Genomic DNA, 18,989 nt, shown 5'->3' with positions numbered 1-18,989 from the left:
TATTCTAACAATAATAAAAAGCCCTCCAAATTTAGAGGGCCTTTCCTAATAGCAAAACTATATTATTTCGTAAACATTTTCTCTGCTTCATCCATTGCCATTTTGTTACCTAAAGCAGAATAGTCAAGCCATGGTTGGTCATTGATAATATATACATGCTTGCCTTTAACAGCTTTTAAGTCTTTCCAAATTGGTGTTTCTTGAAGTTGTTTAAATGCAGCTTTTGCTTTATCATCTCTATTTACAACAACGAAAATCGCATCTGCATCAAAGTCAGGTAATACTTCTTGTGAAATGACTTCGAAAGGACGTTTTCCATTGATTTTCTCTACACCATTTGCAGGTTGTAATCCTAAGTCTTGGAATAAAATTGGTCCCATCGGTCTTTTCGTACTAAATACACGTAATTCTTTTGCAGTAACGCGAATTGCCATTACTTTTTCGTTATTACCTAGCTCTTTATCTATTAAACCTTTTACTCGTTTTGATTGCTCTTCGTAATCTTGAATATATTGATCCGCTTCTTTCTCACGGTTTACAAGTTTACCAACTTGTTTTAAATGGTCTCTCCATGTACCTTCATCTAAATTGAAAGTATGCGTTTTTGCAATTTTTTCGTATTTCGCTACATCTTTACCAGCATATTTTTCATCAACATAAATGTCAGTTGGCTTTAATTGAAGTAACGCTTCCATATTCGGATCTGTTACAACACCAAGCTTCTTCGTATCTTTCAACTTCTCTTTAGCGTGCGGTAAGAAATCTTTTAAATCTCCACCAATAACAGAACCTACTGGTGTAATTCCTAATGCAAGTAAATCATTCGTTAAATGAATAGACATAGAGGCGATTTTTGGGTCATTACTTTTTTTCGTTTTTTTCGTTGCCTCTTCATTAGATTTCGTTTGACCACATGCTGCTAGTACTAAAATACACATGATGCTAAATAAAATAGTAAGTTTCTTTTTCATATGTTCTCCTCTTTGAAGTATTTATTTTGTTTTTGTAAGTAAATAAAGAAAATACGGCGCTCCTAAAGCTGCCACTACTACACCAGCTGGAATAGAGTTTGGCTCAAATATAGAACGACCTATCGTATCTGCTAGCACTAAAATAATCATTCCGATAATGCCAGCTAGTGGAAGGAAATGTTGATACGTAGTACCTACTAACTTTCTTGCAATATGCGGAGCAACTAAACCAATAAAACCAATCCCTCCTGCCATCGATACACTCGCGCAAGATAATCCAACCGCTGTAGCTAAAAGGAGTAACCGTTCTTTTTGAACAGAAACACCAAGTCCCGCTGCCACACTATCACCGAGTGACAATGCATTTAACGTTTCAGATTTTAGCCATGCATACGGAGTTAGTATGAAAATCCAAGGTAATAATGCAAGGACATGAATCCAATCCCTTCCCCACACGTTACCAACTAACCATCTAGAAGCGAATGTATATGTCTCATCATTTAACTTGAGAGAGAAAAATAACGAAATTGCACTAAAGCCAGCTGAAACCGCAATACCAACGAGAATAAGTCTAATGGGAAGTAAACCTTTTGATCGATCACTCGCAAGTAAAATAATAAGAAATGCAGCTAATACTCCTCCGCCAAATGTAAATAACGGTATTAATATCGATGCATTCTCATTAATAGAATGAAAGAAAGTAACGAATATAATTAGCCCGAAAGATGCACCTGAATGCAGTCCAAGAATACCAGGATCGGCCAACGCATTCCTTGATAACCCTTGCAAAATCGCACCGGAAATCCCAAGGCCAATACCAGCTAACATTGTGATTATAATTCTTGGCATACGATAATCGTACAGCACGGTTGCACTCTCAAAATCACCATGACCGAAAAGCGTTTGAATTACTTTGAGCGGTGCAATGCTAAGTGTCCCCGTATTTAAGCTAAGCAAAATGACAGCGATACTAATACAACCAAATATTGTAGTTACAGTAACGGCTCTCGTTTTATCTGTGTTTAAAATCTTCTTCACTTACAACTCCCTCCCAACTTTACGTGCTATATAGAGGAAGAACGGAACTCCAACAAGAGCCACCATAATTCCTATCGCCAGTTCTTTAGGAGGGTTTACTGTTCTTGCCCCTAGGTCAGCTAAAACTAATAACATAGCACCTAATAATGCTGACATAGGAATAATGAGTCGATAATTCACACCAACTAATTTTCTAGCAATATGCGGGATAACTAGTCCTACAAATCCAATAGAGCCAACAGCTGAAACAGATACACCTGCAAGAATGACTACTATAATCATCCCTAGTATTCTCGTTCGGTTCGTTTTTACTCCTAAATTCGTAGCGACATCATCCCCCATTGATATGAGTGAAATAGACCGCCCTAAAATTGTCGCAAAAACAATTGTTATGAGAATAATAGGAACTAAAAATTTCAAGTGTTCCCACTTAACCCCTGCAACACCACCAGCGTACCAAAAAGCTAAATCTTGACTTAAGTCATAATAAATCGCGACACCTGAACTTAACGAATGTAAAAGCGCAGCCATAACTGCCCCAGCGATCGTTAATCTCATCGGTGTTAATCCGCCTGATGTGGCCGATCCGATAATAAAAATGAGTACTGTACTTAAGACCGCTCCAATAAAGGAGACAATCATTAAATAGGAATACGGCATATGCGGAAAAAAGGCAAAACTAAGTGCTACTACAAACATCGCACCTGCATTTATGCCAAGTACACCTGCATCAGCTAAAGGATTTCGTGTTACTCCTTGCATAACAGCCCCAGCGACCGCAAAAGCCGCTCCTACAACTGCTGCGCCAATTACCCTTGGGAGCCTTAATTCGTAAATGATTTGATGCTGCGTTAATTTCGGATTGTAATCAAAAACCGCTGTCCACACCGTTTGCAAATGAATATCCTTTGCACCAAATGCGACGGCCAAAAATATAGATCCAATTAAACATATAATTGTTAAGCTCATAAAACATATGAACTTAATATGTATCCAGCGGTTATTGCCAGCATGTATAGTAGACTTATGTAACATGTTTCATTTCATCCTTTATATGCAGTTGTTTTTTATAATTATTTTTAATTTATAATCATTACTGATAATAATTATCATTTTCATTTAGATATTATATCCTCACTTTTTTTAAATAGCAAACTATTTTTTTACTTCGTTAAATATTAAAATACTTATTACAATTCCCTTCCAAAGCTTACAAATACACGCAAAATAGAATACTAGCTTATTTTTAAAAGTGTAGTATACTTAATCATTATTTTGAGTTTTCAAATAAAAACATCCAAGGTGATGCAATGTTATATATAAAACAACTACTCTATTTTACTTATGAACAAGCATTATCCTGCTTATTCCCAGTCGTTATTTTCTTAACACTAGCCCTTTCAAAAATCGTTTCGATCCCAGGGTTATACCGCTACGATTTCATACTCATCGTATGCCTTCTTATGCAGTGGGTTATGTACAAGACTGGCCTTGAGACGAAAGACGAATTAAAAGTAATTACTGTCTTCCACCTCATCGGCCTTTTACTAGAAATATATAAAGTTCATTTCGGTTCATGGAGTTATCCGGAAGAGGCATATTCAAAGGTTTTTGGAGTTCCACTTTACAGCGGCTTTATGTATGCAAGTGTTGCCAGTTACATATGCCAAGCGTGGAGAAGATTGCATTTACAAATGCATCATTGGCCGAAAGCTATTTTTGTAATACCTCTAGGAGCACTGATTTACTTCAATTTTTTCACACATCATTTTCTATACGATTTTAGATGGTTCTTAACGTTACTTCTATTCATCGTTTTCTTTCGAACATTTGTGGAATTTTCATTACGAGGCGTTACATATAAAATGCCGCTCGTTCTCTCCTTTTTTCTTATCGGATTCTTTATTTGGATTGCAGAAAACATCGCAACATTTTTCGGTGCATGGCAATATCCAAACCAACGGGAAGCTTGGAATCTCGTTCACTTAAGTAAAATCAGCTCATGGTTTTTACTCGTTGTTATTAGCATTATGATTGTCACGCAGCTCAAACATTTGAAGCAATCAAAAAGATAATGCTAATTATGTAAAAACAGTTAGCCCATCAATCATTAGAGAGTGATGGGCTTTTTTTTAGTAATATTTTTTAAACCAACCTTATCAAAGGAGTTATAATTTACAAGAGTATAAGCAGTTGCACATTATGAACTACTACTAGCAGAAGATGTTGCTGCAGATGAAGCGGCAATCGTTGCCATCATAGCAGCCTGTTGTGCTTGTATGAGGACTTCTATCATTGTTTGTAAACCTGTGTTGGTAGTTTTACTTTCCTCACCTTTCTGACTTACGAACAGTTGAATAGCAATAAGAATATTTGTATCTGTATGCCAACGGAACAATTTATCCCCCTGCAATTTTTCAATAAATGCTCTAATAGAATGAATCTCTTTTTCTCCATCCTCGAGTAACGCTAGTAACCCGATAGCTGGGTAATGCATCTGTTTTACTTTTACCTTTTCTTGCTTTAACAAATTCCATATATTTGTGCATTTTGCGACTAACAGTTCTTCCCTGACATCCTTCTTTAGTGAAAGAATATGACTCAAAAATTGAAGATCATTCCCTTTATGCAAACCAGCTGTCGCTAGTTTCTGATAAAGGCGTTCCACTCGGTCCATAAGTGTGTCTACATTCTCTGATTGTCCTGCTAATAAAACCGCGAGCGGATAATCATTTGTACTTGTAAGAAAGAGGTGATCCTTTTTCATGCGTTTATATACTTGCATTGAGCGTTGAATGTGCGCGCCATGCTGTTCATTTTCTTCTGTTAAAAGTACAGCTGCTGCGAGATAAGTAAATATACTGCGGCTAAACCCACCAGTGACCAATTGTTCATATAAATCTAAAAACTCCCGAAAAGCTTTCTGGTAATCTGTAAAGTGAATATCTAATGTTGCTGCCACTACAAAACGATGATAAGACTTTAAGTATGAAAACATCCCTACCTGATTCTTAATATAACTACTAATTTCTAAAAAACGTCCGCGATCAAACAGTTTATCACTACCTGCATACATAGCAGCAATCATCATTCCTGTTCGAGAATCGCTCGTTTTCCATTTTAGTTCTCCCTTTAACTGTACATATGTATGTTTATATTGCTCCAACTTTTGCTCTAATGTAATCATAGTATTCACCCCTATTTCTAGTTCTTCTCTATCATTATACTTATATTCCATATTTAGGAATACTACAATTAATAATCACACCATAAAAATTATAAAATCCTCTTATCCTTCTTCATCAGCATCACGATGATACTCCCTAATCCTTCAAGAAGTTAAACAAAAAAGGTAGATAATAATAATCTGTACCCTTTGTAAAGGACATTTTGAAAAAAGTTAGGCAACATCAAGAAGATGGTTTCTGTATCCAACAGGAGTCATCTTTTTTAAATTCCATTGATATCTATAATGATTATAATACGTCATATATTTCTTAATCTCTTGTTTCAATTCATTAAAGGACACGCAAGGTTTTATATGAGCTTCATCTTTCAGATGACCAAAAAATGATTCTTGTGGGGCGTTATCCCAACAGTTTCCTCTTCTTGACATGGATTGTCCTAGGTTTAGCTTTTTAACTAGCTTTTGATAGGTAGGGCTTGTGTAGTGGGATCCTTGATCTGAATGAATATAAGCACCTTCAGTCAATCGAATCCGCGGATTCCTTTTTAGTTTATGGAGAGTTGTCGTTACGAGCTCTAATGTCATCTGTTCTGAAACATGGTAAGCTAAAATTTCATTAGTTGAGCCGTCTAAAATTGTAGATAAATAGGCCCTTTGATTCTTACCGTAAACTAAATAGGTGATATCTGTAAGAAGTGTTTTCCCTGGGGTATTTTGTTTAAATTCCCGATTTAATTGATTTGGTACTATTCGATGTTCTTTTGTAGCTTTAAGCATTCTTTTATAAGGATTCGCTTTGCGAACCGGACAGATAATCTCGTATTTCTTCATAATTCTACGGATACGCTTTAAATTGTAGACAACTTGAAACTGACCCGCCAATGTCATCTTTATCTGACGAGCCCCTTTGTTTCTATTTCTAAATCGAAGTGCTTTTAATATGGTTTCCTTCAAGATTTCATCTCGATCACTCTTTTGTTTCCGTTGTTCTTGAGATGAAACTGAAAAGTAATTATAGTATCCCGAACGGGATACACCAGCTACTTTACACAAATGACTGACCATATTCCTTAAGTTGTATTTCATGATGACAGAACGAATCAAGATGAATTTCTGACTAGGTGGTAGTGTTATTTCCTTCTCATCCTCCCTTCCATAAGTTTGATTTTTTTTAGCAATTCGTTTTCCGCCTTTAGTAAGTTTCGTTCGGCTTCTAAACGGGCATACTTTTCTTCTAACGTAAGCTCTCTCTCAAGAGTTCTTCCAGCGTTTTCGATACGTGTATCCCTTAAACCCAATACACCATTTTTTCTATAAGCAGCACGCCATCTACTTCCCGATGACATAACTCGTTTCATTCCAATCATATCTATATCAAAACCACATTCTTCAAAAATATTTCGAGGTAGCTTTCCTTTTTCATTTTCCTCAATAAAAATATGCTTAAATTCCTCTGTATAAGTGATACCTTTCTGACTTACAGATTTTACGTATAGGTTATTTGATAGAATTTGAATTTCTCTTTCTGTAAATAGTTTTTTTGTCATTTTCAACATTCTCCGATCCCAATTTTCCTTTTATTATACAAGAAATACCCTATAGAATAGACTTTTTTCAAGTGTCTATTCTATAGGGTACATTTTATAATTTATCTACCTTTTTTGTTTATATCATTTAACATTACACCTGTATTGCTTGTTATATGCAATTAAGACTAAAGAGCTTTAATAATACGTTCCATCGCCTTCATTTGTCCAATATGATCAGCTTCATGATAAAGCATCATACCGTAAAGCTCACCAACTGTTTCCAATCCTAGAAATGGCTCTGGCAGTTTATTTTCAAATGCTTCTGCTGGAATTTCTTTAATACGTTTTGCTTGTTCTTTTAATTGGACCGTTAACACTTCTAATGATGGTCCTTCTGTTGTCCATTTAGATGGTCTTGATCCATATCCAAACATACCTGGATATTCAGTTGGTAATTGTTTGAATTCTTTTCCAAACATGAAAACTTCTGCTGCCGTTAATACATGACCGATATGCCAACGAATTGTATTGTTAAAACCCTCTGGCTGCGTATCCACAGTTTTATCATCTAGCGTCTCCATAAATTTAAGTAATGCCCCGCGCGTTATTTCAAATTGTTTTAGACCAATTATTCTATTCATTTTATCGTTCTCCTTCTTCATGTACATTTTATTATGAACTAAGAATGTTCAATTCATTAAAGTTTCACTTTGTTTAATCTATCAGAAACAATGAAGAAATACATCTAATATGCTTAGTAAAAATAATAAAAAGGTTCACCTCTCGTACATATAGAATTACTTATTACACAAATAGTTTAGTAAATAAAAGAGGAGTGTTAATTTCATGTTACATGTTTTAAAACAGCAATATAATCTTATTAGCTCTACAAGAGAAACTCTATTTTCGTTTTTGGAAGAAATCCCAGTAGAAAAATTACATAGCACAGTTCCTAATTTCGGGAGCGGTAGCATTATAAAGACTCATATTCATGTAGCCGATTGCTACCGATACTGGCTTGGATCATTCGCATTTAAACAAAAGCGAGTAGACTTTTCATTTGCTAGCGATTACGAAATTGAGCATGCAGATGTGAAAAAAGTTCGCGCTAGATTTAAGTTAGTAGATGAGACTGTACAACGTTTTTTAGATGAATACAATGACCGTTGGCTCGAAAATATTGCAAATGAAGTAAAGTGGCAAAAAGGGCCTTGGAGTACAACTCCGCTATGGCTTTTAACTCATACGGAAACCCATGAGTTTCATCATAAAGGACAAATTGTATCAATGGCCAGGCACCTTGGATATACTCCTCCTGATACAGACCTTAGTTAATACATTCATGTTCATTTCAAAGCGGAATGGGCAGCAAGAATAATAGTATGATCAAAAAACTCGTTGATACATTTTGTTGTGTATAAAACTTTTATTATTTGTTTTAGGTATACCATACCATTATAAAATTCATGTAACATCGAATTAAGGTTCATATTTTTTATGTAACTCATTGAAGAAAGTTTAAGTATTTATACATTCAATTACTAACTAAAGGAGAAAATTATAATGAGATTAGAGAGCGAAAGAATTTATTTAAGGCCTCTTTGCCAGCTAGATGCTCCTATTATATTAGAAAGTACAATGGATGATGAAATAAGATATATGACTGGAACTAAGTCCACTTTTTCATTGGAGCAAATTACGAAACATATAGATCATATAAATAATGATTCAAGTCGCTATGATTTCGCTATTTGTTTACAAAGTACTGACGAGATGATTGGAGAGTTGTCGCTTTTAGATATCGATGAGGAGAACGAAAGAGCAGGATTCAGAATATCAATGCTTTCCATAGCATTAACAGGACAAGGTTATGGAACTGAAGCTATTAAAATCGTTTTAAGATTTGTTTTTGAACAACTATCATTAAATCGTTTACAGTTAGAAGTATTTAGCCATAATTTACGCGGAATTAAAGCTTATGAAAAAGTTGGTTTTGCAAAAGAAGGAACCTTACGTCAATCTTTATTTTATAACGATACATACTCAGATGAAATTATTATGGCCATACTTAAAAGTGATTATATAGAGAGACCTTTGTAAATGAATGTACTTAATCTATTAAACAATTTTAAAGAACCTTACCACAATAAAATGCAGTAAGGCTCTTTCATTTTTATATCAAATAACAGCTCTTAAAACATGTATAATCGTATCAATACCAAATAGTCTCCGCATAATTATATGCATCACTATTCGGAATTGCATGTTTCCCCTGCGCTTGTGCTTTTCTTGGATCTAAATCATATACCATTGGCGTATAGCATGATGTTTGCCCTTTATTTACAACACCATTTCCTCCAGCACTTCCGCAAGTGTATGCCTTTCCATCTGTTTTTCTAACAATCCTTGCATCAGCTTCATTATTATAAACTGCCAGGCGAGTTACAGTAACTTTTGCCCACGCTGTTTTACACGTCGTGCTAAATTTTAATTCCACATAAGAATTTGAATCAATCCACTTCTTTTCTTTCGTTACTGCTGATTGATCACAACTATTGTAATACGGACTTTTCCCATCATACGAATGGTCTTCTGCAAATGCTTTATCATTATTGGTCGTACTAAACACACTAGTTACGACGAGCAATGCCAGACAAAGACATGCGCTTACCTTTTTAATAAGTTTCACAGGATTCCACTCCTTTATTAATAACGTCCAGTTTTCCCGTAACCATTATTAATCGTCACTGCTTCGGCATCAGCTGTATAACCAAAATCAGCAGTCAAATCAAACACCATTCCTGTATAAGTGCTCGTTTGCCCCGTTTTAATTGCTCCATTACCACTATTAGAATCTACTGATTTTTGGAATACACCATTTTTATATTTATTAATAACAGCGTAAGCATATACTCCTCCAGAAACAGAAGGTGCTGGTTGATCTAAAACAAGCTTAGACCATGCCGCATGACATGTATTACTGTAACGTAAATACACTGTTCCTACTTTTTTACTACCTTCATAAACTGCTGTAGACTTTGCATTAAATCCATCTGCATCACATGTTGTACTTCCCCCGTATACTTTCGTTGTTGCTGGATTTTTTCCGTCATAATAGCTACTCAGATCAGTAGCTGCAAATGTACTTTCTTGAAAACTAAATAATACCCCTACACTCGCTACACTTAACACACATACTTTCATTAACTTTTTAAACATTTTTAATTCCCCCTCAAAATGATTATGTATACTAAACACAACCTATACTGCTGTGTCAGCCCTCCTTCCATGCTTCCTAGAGGCATCTTACAAAAACGAATTAACGTTGTAAATTCCCTTATGATTATTGGAATATACGAAGAACTTTACTTATCCTTGTAAGAAAAAAAGTTGAGAAATACACATTTTATAGCATCCTTTATTTAAAACATAAAAGAACCGATACTTGTTATATTCAAGCATCAGTTCTTTATACAAAATTGCCATTTTTTCTTTTATATAAAATAAATATTTCTCCACTTAATTTGTTGTAAAAAACTCCCTCGTTACATCAATAAATTGCTGCAGTGGTGCTGTCATCCATTTATCTTTATGCCAAGCAATTTGTGTATAAATTGGAGGTATTGTTTCGTTTAACATTAACTCCTTTAACGTCCCTTCCCGTATATCTTTTTCTACTACTATCGCTGGTAAAACGGCTATACCTAAATCTGCAATAACACATTGTTTAATTGCTTCCACACTAACAAACTCAATTTTATTTGCTGGATATAGATCTTCCCCGCGAAATAGCTCTTCAAATAAAGTTCTATATGAGCAGCCTAATTCTGTTAATAAAAGTGTTTCACTCTCTAAATCTTTTATAGAAACAGTAGTCTGTTCAAGTAAAATATGCCCTGGAGCAGCTACTACTTTTAATTCTTCTTTCATAAGTGGTTCCACATGTAAAACATCTTCTGTTTTACATTCGTCCAAAATAAATGCAAGATCTACTTTTCCCTCCATCAATTGTTCCTTCGCATCTTTATTGGAATGTGCTGGTTTAAATATAAGCTTTATTTTGGGGAATTGTATTTTAAACCTCTTTAATATAGAAGGCAATCTGTATGTACATTGACTTTCTTGTGCACCAATTATTAACGTACCTGCTATTTCCTCATCATCTTTCACGGCCGTCTTTGCTTCGTTACTAAGTGCGATTATCTTGTCTGCATATAGTTGAAACTTTCTTCCTGCTTCAGTTAAGAAAAGACGTTTCCCTAATCTCTCAAATAGTGGTGTACCGAGCTCAGCCTCTAACGTTTTAATTTGTGCTGTAACGCTCGATTGAGCAAAGTTTAATTTCTTCGCAGTTTGTGTAAAGTTCAAAGTATCTGCTGCTACTTTAAATGTAATTAATTGTTTTATCTCCATTTATCATCCCTCTTTTTCAATCGATATTTCCGATTGATTTCATCGAAATAATCCTCTTTGTCTATTGATATTTATATTGTATGATAAAGAGCATCGACAAACAATAAAATGGAGGTATTCCATATGAAAGCACTTTGTTTCGAAACATTCGGAGATGCTGATGTACTTCAATATAAAGAAATCCCTGATCCAATCATTAATCCAAATGAAATTCTTATCCTCACGAAAGCAATCGGTCTAAATTTCGCAGATATTTATAGACGCCGTGGTGATTATCACCTCGCTGGTAACCCTCCTTATATATTAGGTTATGAAGGCGCTGGTATCGTTGAAGAAGTAGGTGCTAACGTTACTACTATCAATCCTGGAGACCGTATTGCATTTGCTGACGTTCCATTCGCAAATGCAGAATTAGTTGCCGTTCCAGCAGAAAAAGCAATCCCGCTTCCAGATTCAATTTCTTTTGAAACAGCCGCTTCTATCTTATTGCAAGGTCTAACGGCACATTATTTAACGAAAGATAGCTATCAAATAAAACAAGGTGATACAGCTTTAGTCCATGCTGCGGCTGGTGGCGTTGGTCAACTTCTTATTCAAATGATTAAACTACTAGGCGGAAAAGTAATCGGTCTTACGTCATCAACCGAAAAAACCAAAGTAGCCACGTTAGTTGGGGCTGATCACGTATTTTTATATACTGAAAAATGGCATTCAAAAGTACTTGAAATAACAAATGGTACTGGAGTAAATGTTGTATATGAATCAGTAGGCTCTACACTAGAGAAAAGTTTTAACGCTACTAAAATCGGTGGTACTGTCGTATTTTACGGAATGGCCGGTGGTAATCCTGCGCCCATTGATCCACGTATGCTTATGGATACTTCGAAAACTTTAACTGGCGGAGACCTTTGGAACGTACTTACTACTTTTGAAGAACGTAAGCAGCGCTCTACTCAATTATTTGATTGGATCGCTACTGGAAAATTGAACATTGCAAGTCCTACTACATTCTCTTTACAAGACGGTGCCCGTGCACATGAATTATTAGAGAGCAGAAAAAGTACTGGGAAGATTTTATTGATCCCATAATTCATAAAATGAAAAGAAAGCTAGATTAAAATTTTGTGAAGACCTATAGTGAAAAAAATTGATAAATGAAAGGACATAACATATTTTATATAACTAATATGTTATGTCCTTACTTCTTCAAATAACGATCCCATGTATCACTCGAATAATTTTTGAGCTCTTTTCTCAATTAAAACTCCCTTTAATTGCATATGTTCTTTTATTTGTATATTGCTAGAAAATTATCATTTTTATTTATGAATAAGGCTACGTACCGATTTAAGCTAAAAACTAGATTTTGATCCTATAACAACAGTGGCATCTAATTCCTCATCTCTAGTCACTTTCGTGGTAAGCCCAGCACCAGCAAAGATTTCAAAAGTCTGAGTTGCCTGCATTTCACTCGTCTCTATTAAAAGATGCCCTCCCGATGCGAGCCAGAGAAATGCTTCTTTTGCTACTCTTCGCTGAATGTCGAGTCCATCCTCTCCTCCGTCTAGCGCCATTTTCGGTTCATGTAGACGGGCCTCCTGTGGAAGCAGCTTTATTGTCTCGGTAGGAACATAAGGTACGTTTGCAACTAGGGTATTCACATGGCCTTTAAGTGCGTGAGGCAAAGCTTTATACAAGTCACCTTCAAAAACATGGCCACCGAAATTTGTTACGTTGCGGCTAGCACATCGTACTGCGACAGGATCAATGTCAACAGAATACAATTCAATTCGTCCTAAAGCTGCCGCCAGAGCTACACCCACAGCACCTGAACCGCAACATAGATCAACGACGATATCACCAAAGCATAACAGAGCTTCTGCTTGGCGAACAAGAAACTCGGTACGTTGACGAGGTACGAAAACACCTCGGTCCACTTCTATCCGCAACCCACAAAATTCTGCGTATCCAACAACATATTCAAGTGGCAAACCATTGGCTCGCATTTCCACCATTCTCTTGAGCTCCTCTGGAGTTCGGGCTGCTGAAATAAGTAACCGGGTCTCTTCTTCTGCGAAAACACAACCCGCGCTCTGAAGTCTGTTAATTATACATTTTTCCGTTTTATTGTCCAAAAAGGAATTACATTCTTTTCCTATTTATCTCACCACTTTTTCTTATTTATAACCCTGTATTCGCTAAAAATTGGATGTATCCTTTTTAACAAAGTGGTCCTATTCAAAAAAATACGCCCTTATTCAATTAAATGACCCGATTGTTGAACAAAGAAACGTTCTACACAATAGAAAGTTTCATTATAATATCCCAATATAACCTTATAAATGATGCACTAAAAAATAAAAAGGAAGCTAGATTTTACTAACTTCCTTTTCTTATATCTATTTAAGATAGTATTATATTTCCACACTTTCTTTCCCTTTTGCAACATAACTCATATCTCCAACCGACTCCACTGTGTATGTTCCATCTTGATATACAATCTTCGTCACGCTAGCATTTTCCACTCCAAGTTTTGTTTTGCTACTGTCTAACATTTCTATTAAGGTAGTAATCAAAAGCCCATGAACGACAACTAAGACGTTACCGCCACCATTTTCAGCAGCTTCTTCACTAATTTTATCTATCTCTGTTTTTATACGAGTAGAAAACAATTCCCAATCTTCCGCCTGTTTTGTCGGATCTGCTACTCTAATAAGATTAATCACTTCTTGAATAGAAAGCTTCAAGAGTTCTTCTGGTGATGCAACGCCTGCAGCTTTTCCAACCACATCCCACATATTCTCAAGTTTTTCACCTTCAAAAATACCGAAATTTAATTCTCGCAAATCTTTTCTTTGCTCAAGTTTTAATTTTGATTGCTCACTATATTTTAATACTAAATTAGCAGTTTCAATTGCGCGGCCGCTATCACTACTATACGCATTCATAAAATGAATATCTTTTAATCCTGTTCCTAAATTTGTGGCAACTTCAACACCTCTTTCTACTAAAGGAGAATCTGCCCAACCTTGCGCGCGATGATTCGTATTTAATATTGTTTTACCGTGTCTTGTAACATATAACGTCACTACATTCTCATTGCTATGTGTTTCTCGCTTATTCATTTCATTCTCTCCCTTTACGTTTCTATATCAATTTTACCACCTCAATTATTCATTGAGCAAAATATACGTCAGTAGATCCGCTTAATAAAAAAAGCTATCTTTCTGTATATCCATACAAAAAGATAGCATCTTTTATGATTACATTTCTTAACCGGTACTCCTATTCAGCAAAAGCACTCGAATATTGTACAATTCCTTCTACACCTCGAAGAGAATTTTCTGTTAATTCCATTATCATAAATACCTCTTCAGGCACTTCAAACGGTGCTTTTACATTCCACTCACTTGCTTTCTTAAAACCAAATTTCGGGTAGTACTCTGGATGTCCTAATACTACAACTGATCCGTATCCAAGTTGTTTCGCTTTTTCTAAAGCAGCCGTAATCAGTTTTCCACCAATTCCTTTCTTCTGATGGCCCCTAGCAACTGAAACTGGTGCAAGTGCTAACGATTCTACAGAAGTTCCATCTTGTTCTATCGCAATTTTAGATAACATAATGTGACCGACTATTTCCTCATCTACTGCAACGATTGATAACTCTGAAATAAATGCGTCACACTCTCTAATACGTTTTACAAGTTCATGTTCCTTTTTATCACTAAACTCTTCATGTAAAAATGCTTCTTTTACAACTTCTTCTGTTTTTCTATAATCATTTTTTTGTTCTTGTCTAATCGTTACCATTTTAACTTATCCTCTATTCTTTCTTATTTCTTTTTGAATTTTACGAAGTGCTTTTTTCGATCCGCGCTCAATATCGTGTTGCATTTTTCTCTCTTTATAATCGACAAATAGTGTATTTAAATCGTATCCCTCTGGATATAACTCCTTCGCTGCTACCTCTAAAGTAATACGTTTTACATTTACTTCAACGAATTCACCGTTATAATATACAACGACGTTATAAAAATTATCTTTTTCCTTATAGATGATACCAAAATCATCATAATCTAATAAATTCACACGATCGCCGATTTTGTACTCATAATGAAATTCTCTTTTTTCTTGTACAAATTTCGGTTTTCTAATTTTACTTTCATTCACTTTTTCTAAAGCGTACTCTTTATTTCCCATGTACTCTTTCGCTCTTTTCAGCACATGTTCTTTTACGCTCATTTTATTCGCAATCCAAAGTGCATTACTTTCTCCTGATTTTCCGATAACTAATTTATAAAGCGGCTCTAGCGTTTCACTATTAAACTGCATCGCTGCATTCATAAAGTCATCGTGCATTTCTGAGAATCGTTTAATTTCTCCGTAATGCGTACTCGCAACGGTAATACATCCCGTAAGGTACAACTCTTCTAAAATAGATATTGCAAGTGCTGCACCTTCATTTGGTTCTGTCCCGCTCCCTATTTCATCAAATAATAGCAACGTATTATTATTTGACATCCTCATAATCTCAGAAAGATTTTTCATATGAGACGAAAATGTACTTAGTGCATTTTCAATACTTTGATTATCACCAATATCTACGAATACATTTTCGAAAATAGCAATTTCTGTACCTTTATCTCCTGCAATATGAAGACCTGACATTGTAGCTAATGTTAACAATCCAATCGTTTTTAACACAATTGTCTTTCCGCCCGCATTCGGCCCTGTAATAATTAAACTACGATACTCTTGACCAATTTTAAAATTTAAGGGTACAACTTGCCCTGTTAAAAGCGGATGCTTACAATTCACTAAATGAATGTAGCCATGATCATTTAACTTCGGTTCTATTCCATCAATCGATTTACTAAACTTCGCTTTTGCAAATACCATATCATACTGACTAATTAGCTCCATATTAATCTTTATACTATAAATGTTTTCTAACACCATTCCTGATAAAGTCGCTAAAATTTGATATTCTTCAACCGCTTCTTCTGCTTTCAAACCCGCTAGTTCCGCATTCAATTTCGTAACCGTATGCGGTTCTATAAATACAGTAGAACCTTTTGCCGAGGCTTCAATAATACTTCCAGCAACTTGGTTTTTATAGGAAGATTTAATTGGAATCGTGTAACGGTCATCCTTTTTACTAATAAAGAATTCCTGAATGAATTTCTTATTTGCACTACTATTTAAAAACTTCGTTAAACGTTCTTTTATTTTCCCATCTACAGAATCGATATTATTTCGAATTCGTTTTAACTCTTTACTTGCAGCTGCATCAATACTATTTCCTTTAATTGAAAAGTTAATTTCCTCTTCAATACTTTTATATTCAGTCATTGAATTTGCATAAGAAGCTAATACTGGTGCAAAAAATTCTTTATCTAACATAAACTTTTTAATCTTTCTACATCCGCGTAAAAAGTCTGAAACACTGACTAATTCTTCTGGATCTAAAATCATCCCTTTTTCTAATTTTTGAATTGTACTAGCAATATTAGAAATGCCGAAGAAAGGAACATGCCCTTCTGCATCTAATATAGCTCGTGCTTCTGTCGTTTCATTCAACCGATTTCTCACTACTTTTATACTCGTACTCGGCTCTAATTTGTTTAATAATTCCTTACCTAATCCACTTACACAATAAGATTTCACTATATCCTTTAATTCGTTATATTGTAGCTTTTCAAAAGTCATCGTATTCATTTTATTTCTCCTCACTATGATTGATTTTTATCATAAATGAAGATACCTACTCATTAGATTCCAATGAGTCATATATAAAATTCCATAATTATACAATAAAAATATATACAAAAAAGCTGCGGGGATACCGCAGCTTTTACATTTACAAGGCATTTGTAATAACATATGAGGAAATATGCCATAAAAAATAGATGGCAGTCCCTTATTACACGCTTTATAAAGTATTGTAGGTATCTTCATAGGTTTTGAAATAAATGCATGACAAAATTAGGGGTATGATGTACATAAAAATACCCTGGTCTTATCCGATTTATTTCATTAAATTTTTCCTATTTAATACCTACCGCACTCACAAAAAGCACCTCTCATTAATTTATATTATAGTCATTGAAATCTAATTTATTGAAATCATCATACTATATGTTACGTGAGAAGTAAAGGTGTCATACTTTTATAACTATACAGAATGTAAAAAGGAATAGGAAAACTTATATTTCAGTCTACCTCTTCTTTTTCATCACCAAATTACTGCTGAACATATATGGAAACTGATCCTCCACTTACTTGAAACTGCCCCCATCCGTCCTTATTAATTGTTACAGTATTCGTTTGATTACCCGTAATATCGTACCATACTTCCCCTGCGTTATTCTTTCCAACATCCATCCACTTTGCCCCTCCTGGTCCATCAGAGATTAATGTTGCTAAACCAGAATTAGCATGTACACTATCACCTTCTCTTGTCCAGCCAATCACATCTGGATGATCAAAATAATCACGCTGCGTACCATATGCAAAGTTTTTTCGTGCCGTCAAAATCGGATCAATTTTGTCCTTTAACGCTGGAATTTCATAGTTACTATTTCCTTTTGTACCATAGTAATCACCATAGAAAACAGAAGGATACCCCTCTGCACGCGTTAAAATAAATGCATATGCCAGCGGCTTGAACCAAGGGCTCACTACAGATTCCAATGACTGACCAGGCTGTGAATCATGATTTTCAACTAGAGTAACCGCAAGTGTAGGATGATTCGCAACTACCGTTCCTTTTAAAATATTTCTCATATCATAATTTCCATTTCCTGTTGAAGCATAATGAAAATTATAATGAAGTGGTGCATCGAACACAGATTGATTATAATTAACCTTCGCTAAATAATTATTTAAAGTCTGGATATCATTTTGCCAATATTCAGCTACTGTAAACATTTCTTTCCCTGTTTGCTGTCTAACGTGATTTACCCAATCGCGCAAATATTCATGATCAATATGTTTAACAGCATCTAAACGAAAACCATCTAAATTTAATTCATTCGCATACCACGTTCCCCATTTTTTCATTTCATTCGCAACATCTGGATGATCAAAATCAAGATCCGCATACATCAAATAATCATAATTCCCATTCTCGCTAGACACTTCCCAGTCCCATGCTTTACCTATGCCCCTAAATTTATAAATTCGGTTTAATTTCCTTCCTTCATCCCAATCCGTTCCGTCAAAATGATACCATTTCCATTTGAAATTAGAATAAGAATCTCCACGCCCTGGAAAGTTAAATCCCGTCCACGCACTAATTTCATAATCACCTGATACTTCAATATTCCGATTGCTCGGGTCTACCTCAACTGCTGTGACAGTTTCTGTATAATCAGCCCCACCTTTATGATTCATAACTACATCACCGTATACATCGATGTTTTTCTTATGTAAAGCGTCAATTGCAGATTTCAATTGTGCTTTCGTCCCATACTTCGTCCGCACTGTTCCCTTTTGATTGAATTCCCCCAGATCATATAAATCATATGCTCCATATCCTACGTCATTTTGCGTAGTTCCTTTATATGCAGGTGGTATCCAAACAGATGTAATTCCTTTTTTCGCTAAATTTTCAGCATCAGTACGCAAACGATTCCAATGATTCCCATCATTCGGAGCATACCACTCAAAATACTGCATTAACGTTCCATTGTTAACTGTGTCTGCATATGCTTTACTCCCGTCATATATACTAGGTAAAAACATAACAACTGACAATCCGACTATTGTTATTCTTTTAAACATCTGTACACCATCCCCTTCCAAGAAAGCGTTTGCATAGTTTATCAGAATTATTATAATATTCGTCCC

The 18,989-nt window shown here is 35.2% G+C and carries 18 protein-coding genes; 4 read left to right on the top strand and 14 right to left on the bottom strand.

The window, feature by feature from the left end; all coding sequences use genetic code 11:
• Window positions 1-62: 62 nt before the first annotated feature.
• Genes QCI79_RS23575 through QCI79_RS23565 form a run of 3 tightly spaced genes read right to left on the bottom strand, consistent with a single transcriptional unit; the run spans window position 63 to window position 3,044 of the window.
• Complete coding sequence (locus QCI79_RS23575) at window positions 63-971, bottom strand: iron-hydroxamate ABC transporter substrate-binding protein (protein ID WP_000728198.1); 909 nt, start codon at window positions 969-971, stop codon at window positions 63-65.
• A gap of 21 nt (window positions 972-992) precedes the next feature.
• Complete coding sequence (locus QCI79_RS23570; RefSeq protein ID WP_000722682.1) at window positions 993-2,009, bottom strand: FecCD family ABC transporter permease; 1,017 nt, start codon at window positions 2,007-2,009, stop codon at window positions 993-995.
• Window positions 2,010-3,044 carry a FecCD family ABC transporter permease gene (locus QCI79_RS23565; protein WP_000902703.1) on the bottom strand — a complete coding sequence of 345 codons (1,035 nt, stop codon included), beginning with the start codon at window positions 3,042-3,044 and terminating at the stop codon, window positions 2,010-2,012. It lies immediately after the preceding gene.
• A gap of 275 nt (window positions 3,045-3,319) precedes the next feature.
• Between QCI79_RS23565 and QCI79_RS23560 the strand changes: the two genes are divergently transcribed.
• On the top strand, window positions 3,320-4,084 hold the full coding sequence (locus QCI79_RS23560; protein ID WP_000965755.1) for a DUF817 domain-containing protein: 765 nt from the start codon (window positions 3,320-3,322) through the stop codon (window positions 4,082-4,084).
• A 125-nt stretch (window positions 4,085-4,209) separates the two neighbouring features.
• On the opposite strand, the gene QCI79_RS23555 is transcribed toward QCI79_RS23560, so the two are convergent.
• The 3 genes from QCI79_RS23555 to QCI79_RS23545 form a co-directional block, all read right to left on the bottom strand.
• Entirely contained in the window at window positions 4,210-5,247 is a 1,038-nt protein-coding gene (locus QCI79_RS23555; RefSeq protein WP_002101155.1) for a DUF4003 domain-containing protein, read from the bottom strand.
• A 162-nt stretch (window positions 5,248-5,409) separates the two neighbouring features.
• Window positions 5,410-6,752, bottom strand: a protein-coding gene (locus QCI79_RS23550) for an IS3 family transposase (protein ID WP_087942833.1) whose coding sequence is annotated in 2 segments (ribosomal slippage) — window positions 5,410-6,371 and window positions 6,371-6,752 — 1,344 coding nt in all. Because the reading frame shifts where the segments join, the coding sequence is not laid out codon by codon here.
• A 158-nt stretch (window positions 6,753-6,910) separates the two neighbouring features.
• Complete coding sequence (locus QCI79_RS23545; protein WP_113623480.1) at window positions 6,911-7,387, bottom strand: DinB family protein; 477 nt, start codon at window positions 7,385-7,387, stop codon at window positions 6,911-6,913.
• A 184-nt stretch (window positions 7,388-7,571) separates the two neighbouring features.
• Between QCI79_RS23545 and QCI79_RS23540 the strand changes: the two genes are divergently transcribed.
• Entirely contained in the window at window positions 7,572-8,060 is a 489-nt protein-coding gene (locus QCI79_RS23540; RefSeq protein ID WP_000903461.1) for a DinB family protein, read from the top strand.
• Between the two features lie 228 nt (window positions 8,061-8,288).
• On the top strand, window positions 8,289-8,825 hold the full coding sequence (locus QCI79_RS23535) for a GNAT family N-acetyltransferase (RefSeq protein WP_001235428.1): 537 nt from the start codon (window positions 8,289-8,291) through the stop codon (window positions 8,823-8,825).
• 112 nt (window positions 8,826-8,937) lie between these two features.
• On the opposite strand, the gene QCI79_RS23530 is transcribed toward QCI79_RS23535, so the two are convergent.
• The 3 genes from QCI79_RS23530 to QCI79_RS23520 all read right to left on the bottom strand — a co-directional run bounded on the left by QCI79_RS23530 (window position 8,938) and on the right by QCI79_RS23520 (window position 11,138).
• Window positions 8,938-9,414: a DUF2690 domain-containing protein gene (locus QCI79_RS23530; protein WP_000767004.1), complete on the bottom strand. Its 477-nt coding sequence runs from the start codon at window positions 9,412-9,414 to the stop codon at window positions 8,938-8,940.
• A gap of 17 nt (window positions 9,415-9,431) precedes the next feature.
• Window positions 9,432-9,944, bottom strand: coding sequence for a DUF2690 domain-containing protein (locus tag QCI79_RS23525; RefSeq protein ID WP_000473748.1), 513 nt, complete (start codon window positions 9,942-9,944; stop codon window positions 9,432-9,434).
• 300 nt (window positions 9,945-10,244) lie between these two features.
• On the bottom strand, window positions 10,245-11,138 hold the full coding sequence (locus tag QCI79_RS23520) for a LysR family transcriptional regulator (protein WP_000403876.1): 894 nt from the start codon (window positions 11,136-11,138) through the stop codon (window positions 10,245-10,247).
• 123 nt (window positions 11,139-11,261) lie between these two features.
• Here QCI79_RS23520 and QCI79_RS23515 point away from each other — a divergent pair, with 123 nt between their 5' ends.
• Window positions 11,262-12,227, top strand: a complete 966-nt coding sequence (locus tag QCI79_RS23515; protein ID WP_000645260.1) for a quinone oxidoreductase family protein — start codon at window positions 11,262-11,264, stop codon at window positions 12,225-12,227.
• Window positions 12,228-12,490: 263 nt separating this feature from the next.
• On the opposite strand, the gene QCI79_RS23510 is transcribed toward QCI79_RS23515, so the two are convergent.
• The 5 genes from QCI79_RS23510 to amyS form a co-directional block, all read right to left on the bottom strand.
• Complete coding sequence (locus QCI79_RS23510; RefSeq protein ID WP_002196763.1) at window positions 12,491-13,273, bottom strand: putative protein N(5)-glutamine methyltransferase; 783 nt, start codon at window positions 13,271-13,273, stop codon at window positions 12,491-12,493.
• 279 nt (window positions 13,274-13,552) lie between these two features.
• A complete protein-coding gene (locus QCI79_RS23505; RefSeq protein ID WP_001042056.1) occupies window positions 13,553-14,263 on the bottom strand; it encodes a histidine phosphatase family protein in 711 nt (236 codons plus the stop codon).
• A gap of 160 nt (window positions 14,264-14,423) precedes the next feature.
• The gene (locus QCI79_RS23500; RefSeq protein ID WP_000256465.1) at window positions 14,424-14,948 is read right to left on the bottom strand and encodes a GNAT family N-acetyltransferase; all 525 of its coding nucleotides are present in this window, start codon (window positions 14,946-14,948) and stop codon (window positions 14,424-14,426) included.
• Between the two features lie 6 nt (window positions 14,949-14,954).
• Complete coding sequence (locus tag QCI79_RS23495) at window positions 14,955-16,856, bottom strand: endonuclease MutS2 (RefSeq protein WP_001095188.1); 1,902 nt, start codon at window positions 16,854-16,856, stop codon at window positions 14,955-14,957.
• Window positions 16,857-17,381: 525 nt separating this feature from the next.
• Window positions 17,382-18,923: an alpha-amylase gene (gene amyS / locus QCI79_RS23490; RefSeq protein ID WP_000476401.1), complete on the bottom strand. Its 1,542-nt coding sequence runs from the start codon at window positions 18,921-18,923 to the stop codon at window positions 17,382-17,384.
• Window positions 18,924-18,989: the final 66 nt, after the last annotated feature.

It is taken from the genome of Bacillus cereus group sp. MG1, from assembly GCF_040460035.1.
Lineage (GTDB): Bacteria > Bacillota > Bacilli > Bacillales > Bacillaceae_G > Bacillus_A > Bacillus_A cereus.
The sequence above is the reverse complement of the archived record's forward strand: the minus strand, read 5'-3'. Positions and strand labels throughout refer to the sequence as shown.

Excerpts from the sequence above, each read along its gene's own strand:
- QCI79_RS23575 (WP_000728198.1), bottom strand. The coding sequence starts at position 971 with ATGAAAAAGAAACTTACTATTTTATTTAGCATCATGTGTATTTTAGTA.
- QCI79_RS23565 (WP_000902703.1), bottom strand. The coding sequence starts at position 3,044 with ATGTTACATAAGTCTACTATACATGCTGGCAATAACCGCTGGATACAT.
- QCI79_RS23560 (WP_000965755.1), top strand. The coding sequence starts at position 3,320 with ATGTTATATATAAAACAACTACTCTATTTTACTTATGAACAAGCATTA.
- QCI79_RS23555 (WP_002101155.1), bottom strand. The coding sequence starts at position 5,247 with ATGGAATATAAGTATAATGATAGAGAAGAACTAGAAATAGGGGTGAAT.
- QCI79_RS23545 (WP_113623480.1), bottom strand. The coding sequence starts at position 7,387 with ATGAAGAAGGAGAACGATAAAATGAATAGAATAATTGGTCTAAAACAA.
- QCI79_RS23540 (WP_000903461.1), top strand. The coding sequence starts at position 7,572 with ATGTTACATGTTTTAAAACAGCAATATAATCTTATTAGCTCTACAAGA.
- QCI79_RS23535 (WP_001235428.1), top strand. The coding sequence starts at position 8,289 with ATGAGATTAGAGAGCGAAAGAATTTATTTAAGGCCTCTTTGCCAGCTA.
- QCI79_RS23525 (WP_000473748.1), bottom strand. The coding sequence starts at position 9,944 with ATGTTTAAAAAGTTAATGAAAGTATGTGTGTTAAGTGTAGCGAGTGTA.
- QCI79_RS23520 (WP_000403876.1), bottom strand. The coding sequence starts at position 11,138 with ATGGAGATAAAACAATTAATTACATTTAAAGTAGCAGCAGATACTTTG.
- QCI79_RS23515 (WP_000645260.1), top strand. The coding sequence starts at position 11,262 with ATGAAAGCACTTTGTTTCGAAACATTCGGAGATGCTGATGTACTTCAA.
- QCI79_RS23505 (WP_001042056.1), bottom strand. The coding sequence starts at position 14,263 with ATGAATAAGCGAGAAACACATAGCAATGAGAATGTAGTGACGTTATAT.
- QCI79_RS23500 (WP_000256465.1), bottom strand. The coding sequence starts at position 14,948 with ATGGTAACGATTAGACAAGAACAAAAAAATGATTATAGAAAAACAGAA.
- QCI79_RS23495 (WP_001095188.1), bottom strand. The coding sequence starts at position 16,856 with ATGAATACGATGACTTTTGAAAAGCTACAATATAACGAATTAAAGGAT.
- amyS (WP_000476401.1), bottom strand. The coding sequence starts at position 18,923 with ATGTTTAAAAGAATAACAATAGTCGGATTGTCAGTTGTTATGTTTTTA.